The organism is Enterobacter sp. ku-bf2 (assembly GCF_001742765.1).
In the GTDB taxonomy this organism is placed as follows: domain Bacteria; phylum Pseudomonadota; class Gammaproteobacteria; order Enterobacterales; family Enterobacteriaceae; genus Enterobacter; species Enterobacter quasiroggenkampii.
In genome coordinates this window covers 1,685,536-1,703,996 of record NZ_MDVW01000001.1, presented here as the reverse complement: position 1 = coordinate 1,703,996, position 18,461 = coordinate 1,685,536, and the positions used below count along the sequence as shown (strand labels likewise).

Annotated in this window: 16 protein-coding genes; 14 read left to right on the top strand and 2 right to left on the bottom strand. The window is 56.7% G+C overall.

Features of this window, described 5'->3' with window-relative positions; genetic code table 11:
* Positions 1 to 9: 9 nt before the first annotated feature.
* Genes BFG58_RS08130 through nei form a run of 5 tightly spaced genes read left to right on the top strand, consistent with a single transcriptional unit; the run spans position 10 to position 3,887 of the window.
* A complete protein-coding gene (locus tag BFG58_RS08130) occupies positions 10 to 753 on the top strand; it encodes a type 2 GTP cyclohydrolase I (RefSeq protein WP_069719676.1) in 744 nt (247 codons plus the stop codon).
* Between the two features lie 14 nt (positions 754 to 767).
* The gene (gene pxpB / locus BFG58_RS08125; protein ID WP_045909571.1) at positions 768 to 1,424 is read left to right on the top strand and encodes a 5-oxoprolinase subunit PxpB; all 657 of its coding nucleotides are present in this window, start codon (positions 768 to 770) and stop codon (positions 1,422 to 1,424) included.
* Positions 1,418 to 2,350 (top strand): 5-oxoprolinase subunit PxpC, encoded by a 933-nt coding sequence (gene pxpC, locus BFG58_RS08120; protein WP_048026969.1) that lies wholly within the window; start codon positions 1,418 to 1,420, stop codon positions 2,348 to 2,350. The genes pxpB and pxpC overlap by 7 nt, the downstream gene beginning before the upstream one ends.
* Positions 2,337 to 3,077, top strand: a complete 741-nt coding sequence (pxpA, locus tag BFG58_RS08115) for a 5-oxoprolinase subunit PxpA (RefSeq protein WP_069719601.1) — start codon at positions 2,337 to 2,339, stop codon at positions 3,075 to 3,077. Before pxpC ends, pxpA begins: the two co-directional genes overlap by 14 nt.
* 18 nt (positions 3,078 to 3,095) lie before the next feature.
* Positions 3,096 to 3,887, top strand: a complete 792-nt coding sequence (nei, locus tag BFG58_RS08110) for an endonuclease VIII (RefSeq protein ID WP_045909568.1) — start codon at positions 3,096 to 3,098, stop codon at positions 3,885 to 3,887.
* Positions 3,888 to 3,976: 89 nt separating this feature from the next.
* Here the strand turns inward: nei and BFG58_RS08105 are convergent, their stop codons facing one another.
* Complete coding sequence (locus BFG58_RS08105) at positions 3,977 to 5,260, bottom strand: citrate synthase (RefSeq protein ID WP_045909567.1); 1,284 nt, start codon at positions 5,258 to 5,260, stop codon at positions 3,977 to 3,979.
* Positions 5,261 to 5,899: 639 nt separating this feature from the next.
* Between BFG58_RS08105 and sdhC the strand changes: the two genes are divergently transcribed.
* From sdhC to sucD, 8 genes are all read left to right on the top strand, one after another.
* A complete protein-coding gene (sdhC, locus tag BFG58_RS08100) occupies positions 5,900 to 6,304 on the top strand; it encodes a succinate dehydrogenase cytochrome b556 subunit (protein ID WP_020684965.1) in 405 nt (134 codons plus the stop codon).
* Positions 6,298 to 6,645 carry a succinate dehydrogenase membrane anchor subunit gene (gene sdhD, locus BFG58_RS08095; RefSeq protein WP_008501088.1) on the top strand — a complete coding sequence of 116 codons (348 nt, stop codon included), beginning with the start codon at positions 6,298 to 6,300 and terminating at the stop codon, positions 6,643 to 6,645. The genes sdhC and sdhD overlap by 7 nt, the downstream gene beginning before the upstream one ends.
* Positions 6,645 to 8,411 carry a succinate dehydrogenase flavoprotein subunit gene (gene sdhA, locus BFG58_RS08090; RefSeq protein WP_008501089.1) on the top strand — a complete coding sequence of 589 codons (1,767 nt, stop codon included), beginning with the start codon at positions 6,645 to 6,647 and terminating at the stop codon, positions 8,409 to 8,411. The genes sdhD and sdhA overlap by 1 nt, the downstream gene beginning before the upstream one ends.
* Before the next feature lie 15 nt (positions 8,412 to 8,426).
* A complete protein-coding gene (gene sdhB, locus BFG58_RS08085) occupies positions 8,427 to 9,143 on the top strand; it encodes a succinate dehydrogenase iron-sulfur subunit SdhB (protein ID WP_008501090.1) in 717 nt (238 codons plus the stop codon).
* A 244-nt stretch (positions 9,144 to 9,387) separates the two neighbouring features.
* Positions 9,388 to 12,195, top strand: a complete 2,808-nt coding sequence (gene sucA / locus BFG58_RS08080; protein ID WP_008501092.1) for a 2-oxoglutarate dehydrogenase E1 component — start codon at positions 9,388 to 9,390, stop codon at positions 12,193 to 12,195.
* Between the two features lie 14 nt (positions 12,196 to 12,209).
* The gene (gene odhB, locus BFG58_RS08075) at positions 12,210 to 13,430 is read left to right on the top strand and encodes a 2-oxoglutarate dehydrogenase complex dihydrolipoyllysine-residue succinyltransferase (RefSeq protein WP_008501093.1); all 1,221 of its coding nucleotides are present in this window, start codon (positions 12,210 to 12,212) and stop codon (positions 13,428 to 13,430) included.
* A 95-nt stretch (positions 13,431 to 13,525) separates the two neighbouring features.
* A complete protein-coding gene (sucC, locus tag BFG58_RS08070; protein ID WP_006809579.1) occupies positions 13,526 to 14,692 on the top strand; it encodes an ADP-forming succinate--CoA ligase subunit beta in 1,167 nt (388 codons plus the stop codon).
* Entirely contained in the window at positions 14,692 to 15,561 is an 870-nt protein-coding gene (gene sucD, locus BFG58_RS08065; RefSeq protein WP_069719600.1) for a succinate--CoA ligase subunit alpha, read from the top strand. The genes sucC and sucD overlap by 1 nt, the downstream gene beginning before the upstream one ends.
* 83 nt (positions 15,562 to 15,644) lie before the next feature.
* Here the strand turns inward: sucD and BFG58_RS08060 are convergent, their stop codons facing one another.
* Positions 15,645 to 16,361 (bottom strand): GntR family transcriptional regulator, encoded by a 717-nt coding sequence (locus tag BFG58_RS08060; protein ID WP_048026971.1) that lies wholly within the window; start codon positions 16,359 to 16,361, stop codon positions 15,645 to 15,647.
* 170 nt (positions 16,362 to 16,531) lie between these two features.
* Here BFG58_RS08060 and mngA point away from each other — a divergent pair, with 170 nt between their 5' ends.
* A complete protein-coding gene (mngA, locus tag BFG58_RS08055; RefSeq protein WP_069719599.1) occupies positions 16,532 to 18,448 on the top strand; it encodes a PTS 2-O-a-mannosyl-D-glycerate transporter subunit IIABC in 1,917 nt (638 codons plus the stop codon).
* Positions 18,449 to 18,461: the final 13 nt, after the last annotated feature.

Genomic DNA, 18,461 nt, shown 5'->3' with positions numbered 1-18,461 from the left:
AGAGTGATGATGAAAAACAGCGAACTGGAACGCCTGATTAACGAAAAACTCAATACCGCCTCCTTTAGCGACTACGGTCCAAATGGCCTGCAGGTAGAAGGGCGCGAAACGGTGCAGAAAATTATCACCGGCGTCACGGCAAGCCAGGCACTGCTGGACGAGGCTGTCCGTCAGGAAGCCGATGCGGTGATTGTCCATCACGGTTACTTCTGGAAAAACGAATCACCGATTATTCGCGGCATGAAGCGCAACCGCCTGAAAACGTTGCTGGCAAATGACATCAACCTGTACGGTTACCACCTGCCGCTGGACGCGCACCCGGAGCTTGGCAACAACGTTCAGCTTGCCCGACTGTTGGGGATCACCGTAATGGGTGAAATCGAGCCGCTGGTGCCGTGGGGCGAGCTGGCGATGCCGGTTCCCGGACTGGAGCTGGCCTCGTGGATTGAAGCGCGCCTGGGACGTCGTCCGCTGTGGAGCGGCGATACCGGTCCGGATACGGTGAAGCGTGTTGCCTGGTGCACCGGGGGCGGGCAGAGCTTTATCGACAGCGCCGCGCGCTTCGGTGTCGATGCCTTTATCACTGGCGAGGTTTCCGAGCAGACCATTCATTCGGCACGTGAACAGGGGCTGCATTTCTACGCGGCCGGGCATCATGCCACCGAGCGCGGCGGTATTCGTGCCCTCAGCGAGTGGCTGACGGAAAATACCGATCTGGATGTAACCTTTATTGATATCCCTAATCCGGCCTGATGAGAGGTGCCTGAGTGCAGCGAGCGCGTTGTTATCTTCTGGGAGAAACGGCAGTGGTTCTGGAGCTCGAGCCGCCGGTGACCCTTGCCACGCAAAAGCGTATCTGGCGGCTAACCCAGCGTCTGGTCGAACTGCCGGACGTGGTTGAAGCCATTCCGGGAATGAATAACATCACGGTGGTGCTGCGTAGTCCGCATACGCTGGCACTGGATGCCATTGAACGTTTACAGCGATGGTGGGAAGAGAGCGAGGCGCTGGAACCGGAATCGCGTGCCATTGAGATCCCGGTCGTTTATGGCGGTACGGGGGGACCGGATCTTGGTGTGGTCGCAGACCATTGCGGACTCACCGAAAAGCAGGTTGTTGAGCTGCACAGTTCGGTGGATTACGTCGTCTGGTTCCTGGGGTTCCAGCCCGGATTCCCGTATCTGGGGGGATTATCTCCCCGGCTGCATACGCCGCGCCGCGCTGAACCGCGCCTGAGCGTACCGGCGGGGACGGTCGCGATTGGTGGCGAGCAGACTGGCGTATATCCGCTGACTTCGCCCGGTGGTTGGCAGCTTATTGGGCATACCGCCACCCCGTTATTTGACCCCGGGCTGGCGTCGCCAATACTCCTGCGCCCGGGCGATACCCTTCGCTTTATCCCGCAGAAGGAGGGGGTATGTTAACGCTTATTCGCGCCGGGCTTTATACCTCCGTACAGGATGCCGGCCGCTTTGGCATGCGCCAGTCGGGCGTGAGCTATTGTGGCGCGCTGGACCGTCCTGCGCTGGAAATCGCTAACGTGCTGGTGGGCAACCCCGGCAGCACGGCGGCGCTCGAAATTACGCTCGGCCAGTGTGTCATTGAGTTTGGTCAGGAGACGTGGTTCGCGCTCACCGGCGCCGGCTGTGATGCCACGCTGGACGGCAAAGCGGTGTGGACCGGCTGGCGTCTGCGGGCGAAAGCCGGACAGCGTCTGACCTTAAAGCGTCCTTTGCACGGCGTGCGTAGCTATCTCGCGGTGGCTGGTGGCATTGATGTGCCTGAGGTGCTGGGCTCATCCAGTACCGATCAGAAAGCCGGGATTGGTGGTCACGAAGGACGCTTGTTGCGCGATGGCGATCGCCTGGCGATTAAGCCCTCCTCGCGTCACTTCTCGACGGCGCAGGGGGTGAAACAACTTCTCTGGGGAAACCAGATCCGCGCCTTACCGGGGCCGGAATATCATGAGTTCGACGAGGCCTCCAAAGAGTCCTTCTGGCGCTCGCCGTGGAAGCTCAGTCCGCAGAGTAACCGTATGGGATACCGCCTGCAGGGGCAGCCGCTGATCCGGACGACCGACAGGGAACTGCTTTCCCACGGTTTACTGCCTGGGGTTATTCAGGTGCCGGGCAACGGGCAACCGATCGTGTTAATGAATGACGCGCAGACGACGGGCGGTTATCCGCGAATTGCCTGCATCATTGAAGCCGATCGCTACCATCTGGCGCAAATTCCCCTCGGACAGCCGATTCACTTCGTGCAGTGTTCGCTGGAGGAGGCGCTAAAGGCGCGGCAGGATCAGCAGCGCTATCTCGAACAGCTGGCGTGGAGGCTCGATGGTAAAGATTGATTTGAATGCCGATCTGGGCGAGGGCGGCAGCGCCGATGCGGCGCTGATGACGCTGGTCTCCTCGGTCAATATCGCCTGCGGCTTTCACGCAGGCGATGCGCAAACCATGCTAGAGAGCGTGCGTCATGCCATCAAAAATGGCGTGGCGATTGGCGCCCACCCGAGCTTCCCTGACCGGGAAAACTTTGGCCGCACCGCGATGGACCTGCCGCCTGAGACGGTCTACGCTCAGGTGCTCTACCAGATTGGCGCACTGGAGGCGATGGTTCGCGCCGGGAAGGGCGTACTGCGCCACGTGAAGCCGCACGGCATGCTCTATAACCAGGCGGCAAAAGATCCGGTGCTGGCGGAGGCGATTGCCCGCGCGGTACGCGATTGCAACCCGCAGCTGATCCTTGTGGGGCTGGCAGGCAGCGAGCTTATTCGCGCCGGCGAGCGTCTGGGGTTAACCACGCGGCAGGAGGTCTTTGCCGACCGGGGTTATCAACCCGATGGCAGTCTTGTACCGCGTTCGCAAGCTGGTGCGTTGATAACGGACGAAGGTCAAGCGCTGGCGCAGACGCTGGAGATGGTGCGCGCCGGGCGAGTGACCGCCGTGGATGGCACATCGGCGCACGTTCAGGCTGATACGGTATGTTTACATGGTGATGGCGAGCATGCGCTCCAGTTCGCGCGCCGCTTGCGGGCAGCGTTCTCTGAAGAGGGCATTCTTGTCAGCGCAGACTAATCATGAAAGGACAGAAAAATGCCAGAAGGCCCGGAGATCCGCCGTGCGGCGGATAGCCTCGAGGCGGCGATAAAGGGCAAACCGCTGACGGAGGTCTGGTTTGCTTTTCCTCAACTGAAACCGTTTGAATCACAGCTGGTGGGGCAGTCGGTAACGCATATTGAAACGCGCGGCAAAGCGCTGCTGACGCATTTTTCCCATAACCTGACGTTATATAGCCATAACCAGCTTTACGGCGTCTGGCGAGTGGTGGAGGCGGGTGAACAGCCGCAGACTACCCGCGTGCTGCGCGTCAGGCTGCAAACGGCCGATAAGGCGATCCTGCTCTATAGCGCCTCTGATATCGAAATGTTAACGCCGGAGCAACTCCTCACGCACCCGTTTCTACAGCGAGTGGGGCCGGACGTGCTGGATATGCGTCTGACGGCGAGCGATGTGAAAGCCCGACTGCTATCGCCCACATTCCGCAACCGGCAGTTTTCCGGCCTGTTTCTTGACCAGGCGTTTCTGGCCGGGCTTGGCAACTACCTGCGGGTGGAGATCCTCTGGGAAGTCGGGCTGGCGCCGCAGCATAAAGCCTCTCAGCTGAGCGATGAACAGCTGGAGGCGCTGTCCCACGCGCTGCTGGACATCCCGCGGCTGTCGTACAACACGCGCGGCATCGTAGATGAAAACAAGCACCACGGGGCGCTGTTCCGGTTCAAGGTGTTTCATCGGGCGGGGAAAAAGTGCGAGCGGTGCGGTGGCGTGATTGAGAAGGCTACGATCTCTTCCAGACCGTTTTACTGGTGTCCAGGGTGCCAGATGTAAAAAAGCCGGGTGGCAGCTACGCCTTACCCGGCCTACGTTTCGCATTTATTTGTAGGCCCGGTAAGCGGTAGCGCCACCGGGCTTAACTTTTAGCGCTTCAGGTCAGACTTAAAATCACGCTGCTCGTAGCCGGTATACAGCTGACGAGGACGGGCGATCTTCATGCCTTCGCTGTGCATTTCGTTCCAGTGCGCAATCCAGCCTACGGTACGGGCCATCGCGAAGATGACGGTGAACATGGAAGACGGAATGCCCATCGCTTTCAGAATAATGCCAGAGTAGAAATCGACGTTCGGGTAGAGTTTCTTCTCGATGAAGTACGGGTCGTTCAGCGCGATGTGTTCCAGCTCCATCGCCACTTCCAGCAGGTCATCTTTGGTACCCAGCTCTTTCAGCACTTCGTGGCAGGTCTCACGCATCACGGTGGCGCGTGGGTCGTAGTTTTTGTAAACACGGTGACCGAAGCCCATCAGGCGGAAGGAGTCATTCTTGTCTTTCGCGCGACGCACGAACTCAGGAATATGCTCAACGGTGCTGATCTCTTCCAGCATCTTCAGTGCCGCTTCGTTCGCGCCGCCGTGCGCCGGTCCCCACAGGGAGGCGATGCCCGCAGCGATACAGGCGAACGGGTTCGCGCCTGAAGAGCCTGCGGTACGAACGGTTGAGGTCGAGGCGTTCTGTTCGTGGTCAGCGTGCAGGATCAGAATACGGTCCATCGCGCGTTCCAGAACCGGGTTCACTTCGTACTCTTCGCACGGCGTGGAGAACATCATGCGCAGGAAGTTACCCGCGTAGGAGAGGTCGTTACGCGGATACACAAACGGCTGACCGATGGAGTATTTGTAACACATCGCAGCCATGGTCGGCATTTTGGACAGCAGACGATAAGCGGCGATTTCACGGTGACGCGGATTATTTACGTCAAGGGAGTCGTGGTAGAACGCTGCCAGCGCACCGGTAATCCCGCACATCACCGCCATTGGGTGAGAGTCACGACGGAACGCATGGAACAGACGGGTAATCTGCTCATGGATCATGGTGTGACGGGTCACGGTGGTTTTAAATTCATCGAACTGGGCCTGCGTCGGTTTTTCGCCGTTCAGCAGGATGTAGCACACTTCCAGGTAGTTGGATTCGGTGGCTAACTGATCGATAGGGAAGCCGCGATGGAGCAGGATACCTTCGTCACCGTCAATGAAGGTGATTTTGGATTCGCAAGATGCGGTAGAGGTAAATCCAGGGTCAAAGGTAAACATCCCTTTGGAACCCAGCGTACGGATATCAATAACATCCTGACCGAGCGTGCCTTTTAGCACATCCAGTTCAATAGCAGTGTCACCATTTAGGGTGAGCGTTGCCTTTGTATCAGCCATTTACGGTCTCCTTAGCGCCTTATGCTTAAGACTGCGCTTTACCGGATTTGCTTTCAGCTGTTAATCACCGTTACCAGATTGTTATTTGGCTTACCGCTCAGCTCACGAGGACAAACCAGGGTACAGAGCTATGGCGCCTTGCAGGTAAACGAATGAAATATCAGTGAAACAACAGCAAATCAGCGTTTTTGCAGTCCGAATTATTCAAACCTGTATATCACTAATAACTGTCCTGATAACTTCGGTCAATACCATCACACTGTTACATAACTATTTGTCAGGTGAAAGAGAGACCTCATAACTTTTGCGCATTATATGCCTTTTCTGATGACGTTTGTAACAATATTGTTTAACATTTGTCAAATCAGATGATTAAAAATTAAAAAGATGTTGTTATCGTGACCCTGATCACTGTTCCAGAGAAAACCCGACAAACTGTATGTAGGTTAATTGTAATGATTTTGTGAACGGCCTATACTGCCGCCAGGTCTCCGGAACACCCTGCAATCCCGAGCCACCCAGCGTTGTAATGTGTCGTTTAAGCATCTGGAAGCACTGTTTTGCATGACGCGCAGTTATAGAAAAGGAACGCTGTCTGACCCGCATCGCAGTCCGGAGGAAGGAAACAATAAGAACAGCATGTGGGCGTTATTCATGATAAGAAATGTGAAAAAACAAAGACCTGTCAATCTGGATCTCAAAACGATCCGGTTCCCCGTAACAGCAATAGCGTCCATTCTGCACCGTGTTTCTGGTGTGATTACGTTTGTGGCGGTCGGTATTCTGCTGTGGTTACTGGGCACCAGCCTCTCTTCCCCTGAAGGATTCCTCCAGGCCTCAGCCATCATGAACAGCTTCTTCGTGAAATTCATCATGTGGGGCATTCTGACCGCACTGGCGTACCACGTTGTGGTGGGTGTTCGCCATATGCTGATGGACTTTGGCTACCTGGAAGAAACCTTCGAAGCCGGAAAACGCTCCGCTAACATTTCATTTGTGATTACAGTCGTGCTTTCACTTCTCGCAGGAGTTCTCGTATGGTAAGCAACGCCTCCGCATTAGGACGCAACGGCGTACATGACTTCATTCTGGTCCGTGCTACCGCCATCGTTCTCACCCTCTACATCATCTATATGATCGGTTTCTTCGCGACCAGCGGCACGCTGACGTGGGAAATCTGGAGTGGGTTCTTCGGATCCGCCTTCACCAAAGTGTTCACCCTGCTGGCCCTGTTCTCCATCCTTATTCATGCCTGGATTGGCATGTGGCAGGTGTTGACCGATTACGTTAAACCGCTGGCGATTCGCCTCCCACTGCAGCTGGCCATTGTCGTTGCACTGGTGGTTTACGTTATTTATGGATTCGTTGTGGTGTGGGGTGTGTAATGAAACTGCCAGTCAGAGAATTTGATGCTGTTGTGATTGGTGCCGGTGGCGCAGGTATGCGTGCCGCACTGCAAATTTCCCAGAGCGGCCAGAGCTGTGCGCTGCTCTCTAAAGTTTTCCCGACCCGTTCCCACACTGTGTCCGCGCAGGGCGGTATCACCGTTGCGCTGGGTAACTCCCATGAAGATAACTGGGAATGGCACATGTATGACACGGTAAAAGGTTCCGATTACATCGGCGACCAGGATGCCATCGAATATATGTGTAAAACCGGCCCGGAAGCGATTCTGGAGCTGGACCATATGGGTCTGCCGTTCTCCCGTCTGGAAAATGGCACCATCTATCAGCGTCCGTTTGGCGGCCAGTCGAAAAACTTCGGCGGCGAGCAGGCGGCACGCACCGCGGCGGCGGCTGACCGTACCGGTCACGCGCTGCTGCACACCCTGTATCAGCAGAACCTGAAAAACCACACCACCATCTTCTCCGAGTGGTATGCGCTGGATCTGGTGAAAAACGCCGATGGCGCAATTGTTGGCTGTACCGCGCTGTGTATCGAAACCGGTGAAGTGGTTTACTTCAAAGCCCGCGCTACCGTGCTGGCGACTGGTGGTGCAGGCCGTATTTACCAGTCTACCACCAACGCCCACATCAACACCGGTGACGGTGTCGGTATGGCTATCCGCGCGGGCGTGCCGGTGCAGGATATGGAGATGTGGCAGTTCCACCCAACCGGTATCGCCGGTGCGGGCGTTCTGGTGACGGAAGGCTGCCGTGGTGAAGGTGGCTACCTGCTGAACAAACACGGCGAGCGCTTCATGGAGCGTTATGCCCCGAATGCGAAAGACCTGGCGGGTCGTGACGTGGTGGCGCGTTCCATTATGATCGAAATCCGTGAAGGCCGCGGCTGTGACGGCCCATGGGGTCCACACGCGAAGCTGAAACTCGACCATCTGGGTAAAGAAGTGCTGGAATCCCGTCTGCCGGGCATCCTGGAACTCTCCCGCACCTTCGCGCACGTCGATCCGGTGAAAGAGCCGATTCCGGTTATCCCAACCTGCCACTACATGATGGGCGGTATTCCGACCAAAGTGACCGGTCAGGCGCTGACCGTGAACGAGCAGGGCGAAGACGTGGTCATTCCTGGCCTGTTCGCGGTGGGCGAAATTGCCTGCGTATCCGTACACGGGGCAAACCGTCTGGGCGGCAACTCGCTGCTGGATCTGGTGGTGTTTGGTCGTGCGGTGGGTCTGCATCTGCAGGAATCCATTGCCGAGCAGGGCGCGCTGCGTGACGCAACCGACGACGAAATTGATGCCTCTCTTGAACGCCTCAACCGCTGGAACGGCAACCGTAACGGCGAAGATCCGGTGGAAATCCGCAAAGCGCTGCAGGAATGCATGCAGCACAACTTCTCGGTATTCCGTGAAGGCGACGCGATGGCTAAAGGTCTTGAGCAGCTGAAAGCGATCCGCGAGCGTCTGAAAAATGCCCGTCTGGACGATACCTCCAGCGAGTTCAACACCCAGCGCGTTGAGTGCCTGGAGCTGGATAACCTGATGGAAACCGCGTTCGCGACCGCGATGTCGGCAAACTTCCGTACCGAAAGCCGTGGCGCGCATAGCCGCTTCGACTTCCCGGAGCGTGATGACGAAAACTGGCTGTGCCATTCCCTGTATCTGCCAGAGTCGGAAACCATGACGCGTCGTAGTGTCAACATGGAACCGAAACTGCGTCCGGCGTTCCCGCCGAAGATTCGTACTTACTAATGCGGAGACAGGATAATGAAACTCGAATTCTCAGTTTATCGTTATAACCCGGATGTAGACGACGCTCCGCGCATGCAGGACTACACCCTGGAAGCGGAAGAAGGTCGTGACATGATGCTGCTGGATGCCTTAATCCAGCTGAAAGAAAAAGATCCAACCCTGTCGTTCCGCCGCTCCTGCCGTGAAGGGGTGTGTGGCTCTGACGGTGTGAACATGAACGGCAAAAATGGCCTGGCCTGCATCACGCCAATTTCAGCGTTGCAGCGTCCTGGTCAGAAAATTGTTATCCGTCCTCTGCCAGGCCTGCCGGTCGTGCGTGATTTGGTGGTAGACATGGGGCAATTCTATGCACAATATGAGAAGATTAAGCCTTACTTATTGAATAATGGGCAAAATCCACCCGCTCGCGAGCACTTACAGTCTCCTGAGCAGCGTGAAAAACTCGATGGTCTGTACGAGTGTATTCTCTGCGCATGCTGTTCTACGTCCTGCCCGTCGTTCTGGTGGAACCCGGACAAGTTTATCGGCCCGGCCGGTCTGCTGGCTGCCTATCGCTTCCTGATCGATAGCCGCGACACCGAAACCGACAGCCGTCTGGAAGGACTGAGTGACGCTTTCAGCGTATTCCGCTGCCATAGCATCATGAACTGCGTCAGTGTGTGTCCGAAGGGGCTGAACCCGACGCGCGCCATCGGCCATATTAAGTCGATGCTGCTGCAGCGTAGTGCGTAAGTAAATTTGCCGGATGGCGCTGCGCTTATCCGGCCTACGAAACTGTAGGCCCGGTGAGCGTAGTGCCACCGGGCAAAATGCAGAAACCTTTAAAAACTGCCCTGTACTACCCTGAAGTCCAGACAGTTTCTAAAGGTTCCTTCGCGGGCCACAAAGAGCTCGCAGGTGAACCCCGGCACGTACACGTGGTGTGCGTGGTAGTTTCTACGGCGAAAGTAAGCATAAAAATGCTTAAGGGATCACGATGCAGAACGGCGCAATGAAAGCCTGGCTGGACTCTTCTTACCTCTCTGGTGCCAACCAGAGCTGGATAGAACAGCTCTATGAAGACTTCTTAACCGATCCTGACTCAGTGGACGCAAACTGGCGTTCCATGTTCCAGCAGTTGCCTGGTACAGGGGTCAAACCGGATCAATTCCATTCCAAAACACGTGATTATTTCCGTCGTCTGGCGAAGGATGCCTCACGTTACTCTTCTGCGATTTCCGACCCTGACACCAATGCGAAGCAGGTTAAAGTCCTGCAGCTTATCAACGCTTATCGCTTCCGTGGTCACCAGCATGCGAATCTCGATCCGCTGGGACTGTGGAAACAAGACCGTGTGGCCGATCTCGATCCGGCGTATCACGATCTGACCGAGGCCGATTTCCAGGAAAGCTTTAACGTAGGTTCCTTTGCCATCGGCAAAGACACGATGAAGCTGGGCGATCTGATTGACGCGCTCAAGCAAACCTACTGCGGCTCCATCGGCGCGGAATACATGCACATTACCTCTACCGAAGAGAAGCGCTGGATCCAGCAGCGCATCGAATCCGTAGCGGGCCACGCGACCTTCTCGGCTGACGAGAAAAAACGCTTCCTCAGCGAACTGACCGCAGCGGAAGGCCTTGAGCGCTATCTGGGCGCGAAGTTCCCGGGCGCAAAACGCTTCTCGCTGGAAGGCGGTGACGCCCTGGTGCCGATGCTGAAAGAGCTGATTCGTCACGCAGGCAAGAGCGGCACCCGTGAAGTGGTGCTGGGCATGGCACACCGTGGTCGTCTGAACGTACTGGTCAACGTGCTGGGTAAAAAACCGCAGGACCTGTTCGACGAATTCGCGGGCAAACATAAAGAACACCTCGGCACCGGCGACGTGAAGTACCACATGGGCTTCTCGTCTGATATCGAAACCGAAGGCGGTCTGGTTCACCTGGCGCTGGCGTTTAACCCGTCACACCTGGAAATCGTCAGCCCGGTGGTTATCGGTTCCGTGCGCGCGCGTCTGGATCGTCTGGACGAGCCAAGCAGCAATAAAGTTCTGCCAATCACCATCCACGGTGATGCGGCGGTCACAGGGCAGGGCGTGGTGCAGGAAACCCTGAACATGTCGAAAGCGCGTGGTTATGAAGTGGGCGGTACCGTTCGCATCGTAATCAACAACCAGGTGGGCTTCACCACCTCTAACCCGCTGGACGCGCGTTCTACCCCGTACTGCACCGACATCGGTAAGATGGTGCAGGCGCCGATCTTCCACGTTAACGCGGATGACCCGGAAGCCGTGGCTTTCGTTACCCGTCTGGCGCTGGACTTCCGTAACACCTTCAAACGCGATGTGTTCATTGACCTCTTCTGCTACCGCCGTCACGGCCACAACGAAGCGGATGAGCCAAGTGCAACCCAGCCGCTGATGTACCAGAAAATCAAAAAACACCCGACCCCGCGCAAAATCTATGCTGACAAGCTGGAGAGCGACAAAGTGGCGACGCTGGAAGATGCGACCGAAATGGTCAACCTTTACCGCGACGCACTGGATGCGGGTGAGTGCGTAGTGAAAGAGCTGCGCCCGATGAACATGCACTCCTTTACCTGGTCGCCGTACCTCAACCACGAGTGGGATGAGAGCTACCCGAACAAGGTGGAGATGAAGCGCCTGCAGGAGCTGGCTAAACGCATCAGCACCGTGCCGGACGCTATCGAGATGCAATCTCGCGTAGCGAAAATTTATGCTGACCGTCAGGCCATGGCGGCAGGCGAGAAGCTGTTCGACTGGGGCGGCGCGGAAACGCTGGCTTACGCGACGCTGGTTGACGAAGGTATTCCTGTGCGTCTGTCCGGTGAAGATGCGGGCCGTGGCACCTTCTTCCACCGTCACGCGGTCGTTCACAACCAGTCTAACGGTTCAACCTACACCCCGCTGCAGCACGTGCACAACGGTCAGGGCCAGTTCAAGGTCTGGGACTCCGTGCTGTCTGAAGAAGCGGTACTGGCTTTCGAGTACGGTTACGCCACGGCAGAACCGCGCACCCTGACCATCTGGGAAGCGCAGTTCGGCGACTTCGCCAACGGTGCGCAGGTGGTTATCGACCAGTTCATCTCCTCCGGCGAACAGAAATGGGGCCGTATGTGTGGCCTGGTGATGCTGCTGCCGCACGGCTATGAAGGCCAGGGTCCGGAGCACTCTTCCGCGCGTCTGGAACGTTATCTGCAGCTCTGCGCTGAGCAGAACATGCAGGTTTGCGTACCGTCCACCCCGGCGCAGGTTTACCACATGCTGCGTCGTCAGGCGCTGCGCGGTATGCGTCGTCCGCTGGTGGTCATGTCACCAAAATCCCTGCTGCGTCACCCGCTGGCGGTGTCCAGCCTGGAAGAGCTGGCGAACGGTACCTTCCTGCCAGCCATCGGTGAAATTGACGAGCTGGATCCGCAGGCCGTGAAGCGTGTGGTGATGTGTTCTGGTAAGGTTTATTACGACCTGCTGGAACAGCGCCGTAAGAACGATCAGAAAGATGTCGCCATCGTGCGTATCGAACAGCTTTATCCGTTCCCGCACCAGGCGGTGCAGGAAGCGCTGAAACCGTACGCTCACGTTCATGATTTTGTCTGGTGCCAGGAAGAGCCGCTCAACCAGGGCGCATGGTACTGCAGCCAGCATCATTTCCGTGAAGTGATTCCATTTGGGTCAGCCCTGCGCTATGCAGGTCGCCCGGCCTCCGCCTCTCCGGCGGTAGGGTATATGTCCGTTCACCAGAAGCAGCAACAAGATCTGGTCAATGACGCGCTGAACGTCGATTAATTAAAGGATACATAATGAGTAGCGTAGATATTCTTGTTCCCGACCTGCCTGAATCTGTAGCAGATGCGACCGTCGCTACCTGGCACAAAAAACCAGGCGATGCCGTTAAGCGCGATGAAGTGCTGGTAGAAATCGAAACTGACAAAGTGGTACTGGAAGTACCGGCTTCGGCGGATGGCGTTCTGGACGCGGTGCTGGAAGATGAAGGTACCACCGTCACCTCTCGTCAGATCCTGGGTCGCCTGCGTGAAGGCAACAGCGCGGGCAAAGAGTCCAGCGCGAAGTCTGAAGAGAAAGCCTCTACGCCGGCTCAGCGCCAGCAGGCTTCTCTGGAAGAGCAGTCTAACGACGCCCTCAGCCCGGCGATCCGTCGCCTGCTGGCGGAACACAGCCTTGACCCGGCAGCCATTAAAGGCACCGGTGTGGGCGGTCGTCTGACCCGCGAAGACATCGACAAGCATCTGGCGAAAGCGCCAGCTCAGGCAGAAGCGAAAGCCCCTGCGGCAGCACCGGCTGCACAGCCTGCGCTGGGCGCACGCAGCGAAAAACGCGTGCCAATGACCCGCCTGCGTAAGCGCGTGGCCGAGCGTCTGCTGGAAGCGAAAAACTCTACCGCGATGCTGACCACCTTCAACGAAGTAAACATGAAGCCAATCATGGACCTGCGTAAGCAGTACGGTGACGCGTTTGAAAAACGTCACGGTATCCGTCTGGGCTTTATGTCCTTCTACGTGAAGGCGGTAGTTGAAGCGCTGAAACGCTACCCGGAAGTGAACGCGTCCATCGATGGCGATGACGTGGTTTACCACAACTATTTCGACGTCAGCATGGCGGTTTCTACCCCACGTGGCCTGGTAACGCCGGTTCTGCGTGATGTGGATACCCTGGGTATGGCTGACATCGAGAAAAACATTAAAGAGCTGGCTGTGAAAGGCCGTGACGGCAAGCTGACCGTAGACGATCTGACCGGCGGTAACTTCACCATTACCAACGGCGGCGTATTCGGCTCGCTGATGTCTACCCCGATCATTAACCCGCCGCAGAGCGCGATCCTGGGTATGCATGCCATTAAAGATCGTCCTATGGCGGTAGACGGTAAAGTTGAGATCCTGCCGATGATGTACCTGGCACTCTCTTACGACCACCGCCTGATCGACGGCCGCGAGTCCGTGGGCTTCCTGGTTGCCATCAAAGAGCTGCTGGAAGATCCAACGCGTCTGCTGCTGGACGTCTAGTCACGATTTAGCATCACCTGCCCCGTGGACCGGCACACGCTGCGCCGGTCTACAGGTTTGAAGATAACGATTACCCTGAAGGATGGATAGAACACATGAACTTACATGAATATCAGGCCAAACAGCTGTTTGCCCGGTATGGCTTACCGGCACCGGTGGGTTATGCCTGTACTACCCCGCGTGAAGCAGAAGAAGCCGCATCTAAAATCGGTTCCGGCCCGTGGGTAGTTAAGTGTCAGGTTCACGCTGGTGGCCGTGGTAAAGCGGGCGGTGTGAAGGTTGTTAAGAGCAAAGAAGAGATTCGTGCGTTTGCTGAACATTGGCTCGGCAAGCGTCTGGTAACGTACCAGACAGATGCGAACGGCCAGCCGGTTAACCAGATCCTGGTGGAAGCGGCGACCGATATCGCGAAAGAGCTGTATCTGGGCGCGGTGGTTGACCGTAGCTCCCGTCGCGTGGTGTTCATGGCGTCTACCGAAGGCGGCGTGGAAATCGAAAAAGTGGCGGAAGAAACCCCACACCTGATCCACAAAGTGGCTATCGATCCGCTGGCGGGCCCAATGCCTTACCAGGGACGCGAGCTGGCGTTCAAACTGGGTCTGGAAGGTAAACTGGTTCAGCAGTTCACCAAGATCTTCATGGGTCTGGCGACCATCTTCCTGGAGCGCGATCTGGCGCTGATCGAGATCAACCCGCTGGTGATCACGACCCAGGGCGATCTGATCTGCCTCGACGGCAAGCTGGGTGCTGACGGCAACGCGCTGTTCCGCCAGCCGGATCTGCGCGAAATGCGCGACCAGTCTCAGGAAGACCCGCGTGAAGCGCAGGCGGCACAGTGGGAACTGAACTACGTGGCGCTGGACGGTAACATCGGTTGCATGGTTAACGGTGCGGGCCTGGCAATGGGCACCATGGACATCGTTAAGCTGCACGGCGGTGAGCCAGCAAACTTCCTCGACGTGGGCGGTGGCGCCACCAAAGAGCGCGTAACCGAAGCGTTCAAAATCATTCTCTCCGACGACAACGTGAAGGCCGTTCTGGTTAACATCTTCGGCGGTATCGTCCGTTGTGATCTGATCGCCGACGGTATCATCGGCGCGGTAGAAGAAGTAGGTGTTAACGTTCCGGTGGTTGTGCGTCTGGAAGGTAACAACGCTGAACTCGGCGCGAAAAAACTGGCTGACAGCGGCCTGAATATTATTGCAGCGAAAAGTCTGACGGATGCAGCTCAGCAGGTTGTTGCCGCAGTGGAGGGGAAATAATGTCAGTTTTAATTAATAAAGATACCAAGGTTATCTGCCAGGGCTTCACCGGTAGCCAGGGGACTTTCCACTCCGAACAGGCGATTGCCTACGGCACGCAGATGGTTGGCGGCGTAACGCCAGGTAAAGGTGGCACTACCCACCTGGGCCTGCCGGTGTTCAACACCGTGCGTGAAGCCGTAGAAACGACGGGCGCAACCGCGACCGTGATCTACGTTCCGGCACCGTTCTGCAAAGATTCTATTCTGGAAGCGATCGACGCAGGCATCAAACTCATCATCACCATCACTGAAGGCATCCCGACGCTGGATATGCTGACCGTGAAGGTGAAGCTGGATGAAGCTGGCGTGCGTATGATCGGCCCGAACTGCCCAGGCGTTATCACCCCGGGCGAATGCAAAATCGGCATCATGCCGGGCCACATTCACAAGCCGGGTAAAGTGGGCATCGTGTCCCGTTCCGGTACCCTGACCTATGAAGCGGTTAAGCAGACCACCGACTACGGTTTCGGCCAGTCCACCTGCGTGGGCATCGGCGGTGACCCAATCCCGGGTTCTAACTTCATCGACATCCTGAAGCTGTTCCAGGAAGATCCACAGACCGAAGCGATCGTGATGATCGGTGAGATCGGTGGTAGCGCGGAAGAAGAAGCCGCTGCTTACATCAAAGAACACGTGACCAAGCCAGTTGTGGGTTACATCGCGGGTGTGACTGCGCCGAAAGGCAAGCGTATGGGTCACGCAGGCGCGATCATCGCCGGTGGTAAAGGTACGGCTGATGAGAAATTCGCAGCGCTGGAAGCCGCAGGCGTGAAGACCGTTCGCAGCCTGGCGGATATCGGCGAAGCACTGAAATCCATCATTAAGTAAGTCCTCTCTGCTCCCCGGAAGGGGGGCGTTGCAGTATAAAAATGTCCGTTTCGACATGGTTGGCCGCTGTAAAGCGGCCTTTTTTATTGCCTGCGTCTGGCGACTAGCGTGAACTTGTAATCATCGGTATTGAACACGTTGCGGCTGTATTCAAATACCCGTCCGTCCTTCAGAAACCCGCGGGAGACTTTTTCCAGGATCGGCTTTGTCGGATCGAGCGACAGCGCGGCGATCGCCTCCTCTGACGGCATGATCGGCACCAGCTCCTGCTCGCTGCGATCGATAACCAGCTTTTTGATCTGCTCAACGTAGTGGTATTTCGAATTCTCCATCACTTCCCAGGTGAGATCGGGGAACAAGGCTAGCGGCATCCACGTTTCTTCCAGATTTACCGGTTTTTGTTTGATAAAGCGGACGCGTTTGACGTGCCAGATTTTATCGTCATGAGAGAGATTCAGCTTTTCGGCAAGTTTTGCATCGGCTTTCAGCACTTCGAAAATGCTCACCTCACTGTGGGTATCCACGTTCCGGTCCGCCAGTTTTTCGTAAAACCCGGTGAGCTGGTAAATATCGTAATTGACGCGCTCTTCTTTTACGTAGGTGCCGCTGCCCTGAATGCTCTCGACGATCTGCTCTTCCGTAAGCAGCTTCAGCGCCTGTCTCACCGTGACGCGACTCACGTTGAATGCCTCCTGAAGGCTGGATTCCGTCGGTAACGCATCGCCAGGCTTTAACTCTCCCGCACTGATTTTTTCGCGAAGCGCATCGGCTATTTGCCGGTACATCGGTTTGTTACCCATCGAATCTGCCTTTCTAATACCTTTTCATGGAATTATGCCTCCCACTTAAAATTTGTAAATAATACAACTTAAATACAAATTTGCGTTGTTAGTGAAAGTGATCACATAAATGTATTGTATGACCTGCCAAAATTGCCGCCAGACAATAACAACTTATGTGTGAGGATCTTATGAACCTGACGACTCTGACCCATACCAGTGCTGTCTGTGTGCAGGAGCACTATGTCAGCCGTGATGAGGCCATTCGCCAGCTTACAATGCGGCTGGTGGCGCTGGGCAAAATTACAGATGGCGATGCATTTTTGGCGGAGGTCTACCGTCGCGAATCGCAGGGGCCAACCGCCCTGGGTGAAGGGCTGGCTGTCCCGCATGGTAAATCGAACGCGGTGAACGAAGCGGCTTTTGCGGTTGCTACGCTGCGCGAACCGCTGGAGTGGGAGGGGGTGGACGGCCCTGAACGCGTAGAGCTGATCTTCCTGCTTGCCATCCCGCCAGCTGAAGCGGGATCCACGCATATCCAGGTGCTGACGGCGCTGACGTCTCGCCTTGCCGATGATGCCCTCCGGGGACGCGTTATGGCTGCCGAGACGGCAGAGGATCTGCTTGATGCGCTGAACGGTGTCTCGAAGGAAGACGAGGCTGATACGCCGGTGAATGCACCAACCGTCGTCTGTGTCACCGCCTGTCCTGCGGGGATCGCGCATACCTATATGGCCGCAGAGTACCTGGAGAAAGCGGGACGTAAGCTCGACGTCAACGTGGTGGTCGAAAAGCAGGGGGCGAACGGCATCGAAGGGCGAATTACTGCCCAGCAGTTGCAGGAGGCGAAAGCGTGTATTTTTGCCGCTGAAGTGGCGATCAAAGAGAGCGAGCGCTTTCAGGGGATCCCCGCCATTTCCGTGCCCGTTGCGGAACCCCTGCGTCATGCCGAAGCGTTGATTGAGCGCGCGCTGGCGCTAAAGCCTTCTACCCATGCGCGCCATGCGCAAGTTGATACCGAAACGAAAAAGTGCGTTAAAACTGAACTCAAGCAGGCGCTTCTCAGCGGCATCTCTTTTGCGGTGCCGCTGATCGTCGCCGGCGGTACGGTGCTGGCCGTATCGGTACTGCTGGCGCAAATCCTTGGCCTGCAGCACCTGTTTGACCAGGAAAACTCGTGGCTGTGGATGTACCGCAAGCTTGGCGGCGGCATGCTTGGCATTTTGATGGTGCCTGTCCTGTCGGCCTATACCGCCTACTCGCTGGCGGATAAACCTGCGCTGACGCCGGGCTTTGCGGCCGGTCTGGCTGCCAACATGATCGGCTCCGGTTTTCTTGGCGCTATCGTCGGCGGGCTGATCGCGGGCTATCTAATGCGCTGGGTGAAAAACCACATCCGGCTCAGTAGTCGCTACAACGGCTTTCTGACTTTTTATCTCTATCCGGTGATTGGCGTGCTGGGCGCGGGCAGCCTGATGCTGTTTGTGATTGGCGAACCGGTGGCCTGGCTCAATAACACGCTCACCGTCTGGCTTAACGGTCTGTCCGGCGCGAATGCGCTGCTTCTGGGGGCAATCCTCGGGTTTATGTGCTCATTCGATTTGGGTGGCCCGGTCAACAAAGCCTCTTACGCGTTCTGCCTGGGGGCGATGGCGAACGGGGTATACGGTCCCTATGCCATCTTTGCCTCCGTCAAAATGGTCTCAGCCTTCACCGTCACGGCGTCAACGATGCTGGCACCGAAGCTGTTTAAGTCGTTTGAAATTGAAACCGGCAAATCCACCTGGCTGCTCGGCCTTGCGGGCATTACCGAAGGGGCGATTCCGATGGCGATAGAAGATCCGCTTCGCGTTATTGGCTCATTTGTACTCGGATCCATGGTGACAGGCGCGGCTGTCGGTGCGATGGGGATCGGGTTGTCTACGCCGGGGGCCGGGATTTTCTCTCTTTTTTTACTACACGATGCCGGGTTGGGTGGTGTGGTTGCTGCGGCGGGCTGGTTTGGCGCGGCGCTGGTGGGTACCGCTATCTCCACCCTGGTTCTGCTGCTCTGGCGACGCCTGGCGGTAAAAAAGGGCAACTACGTCACTGAAGACGCCTTATCGTAAAAACGCAAAAACA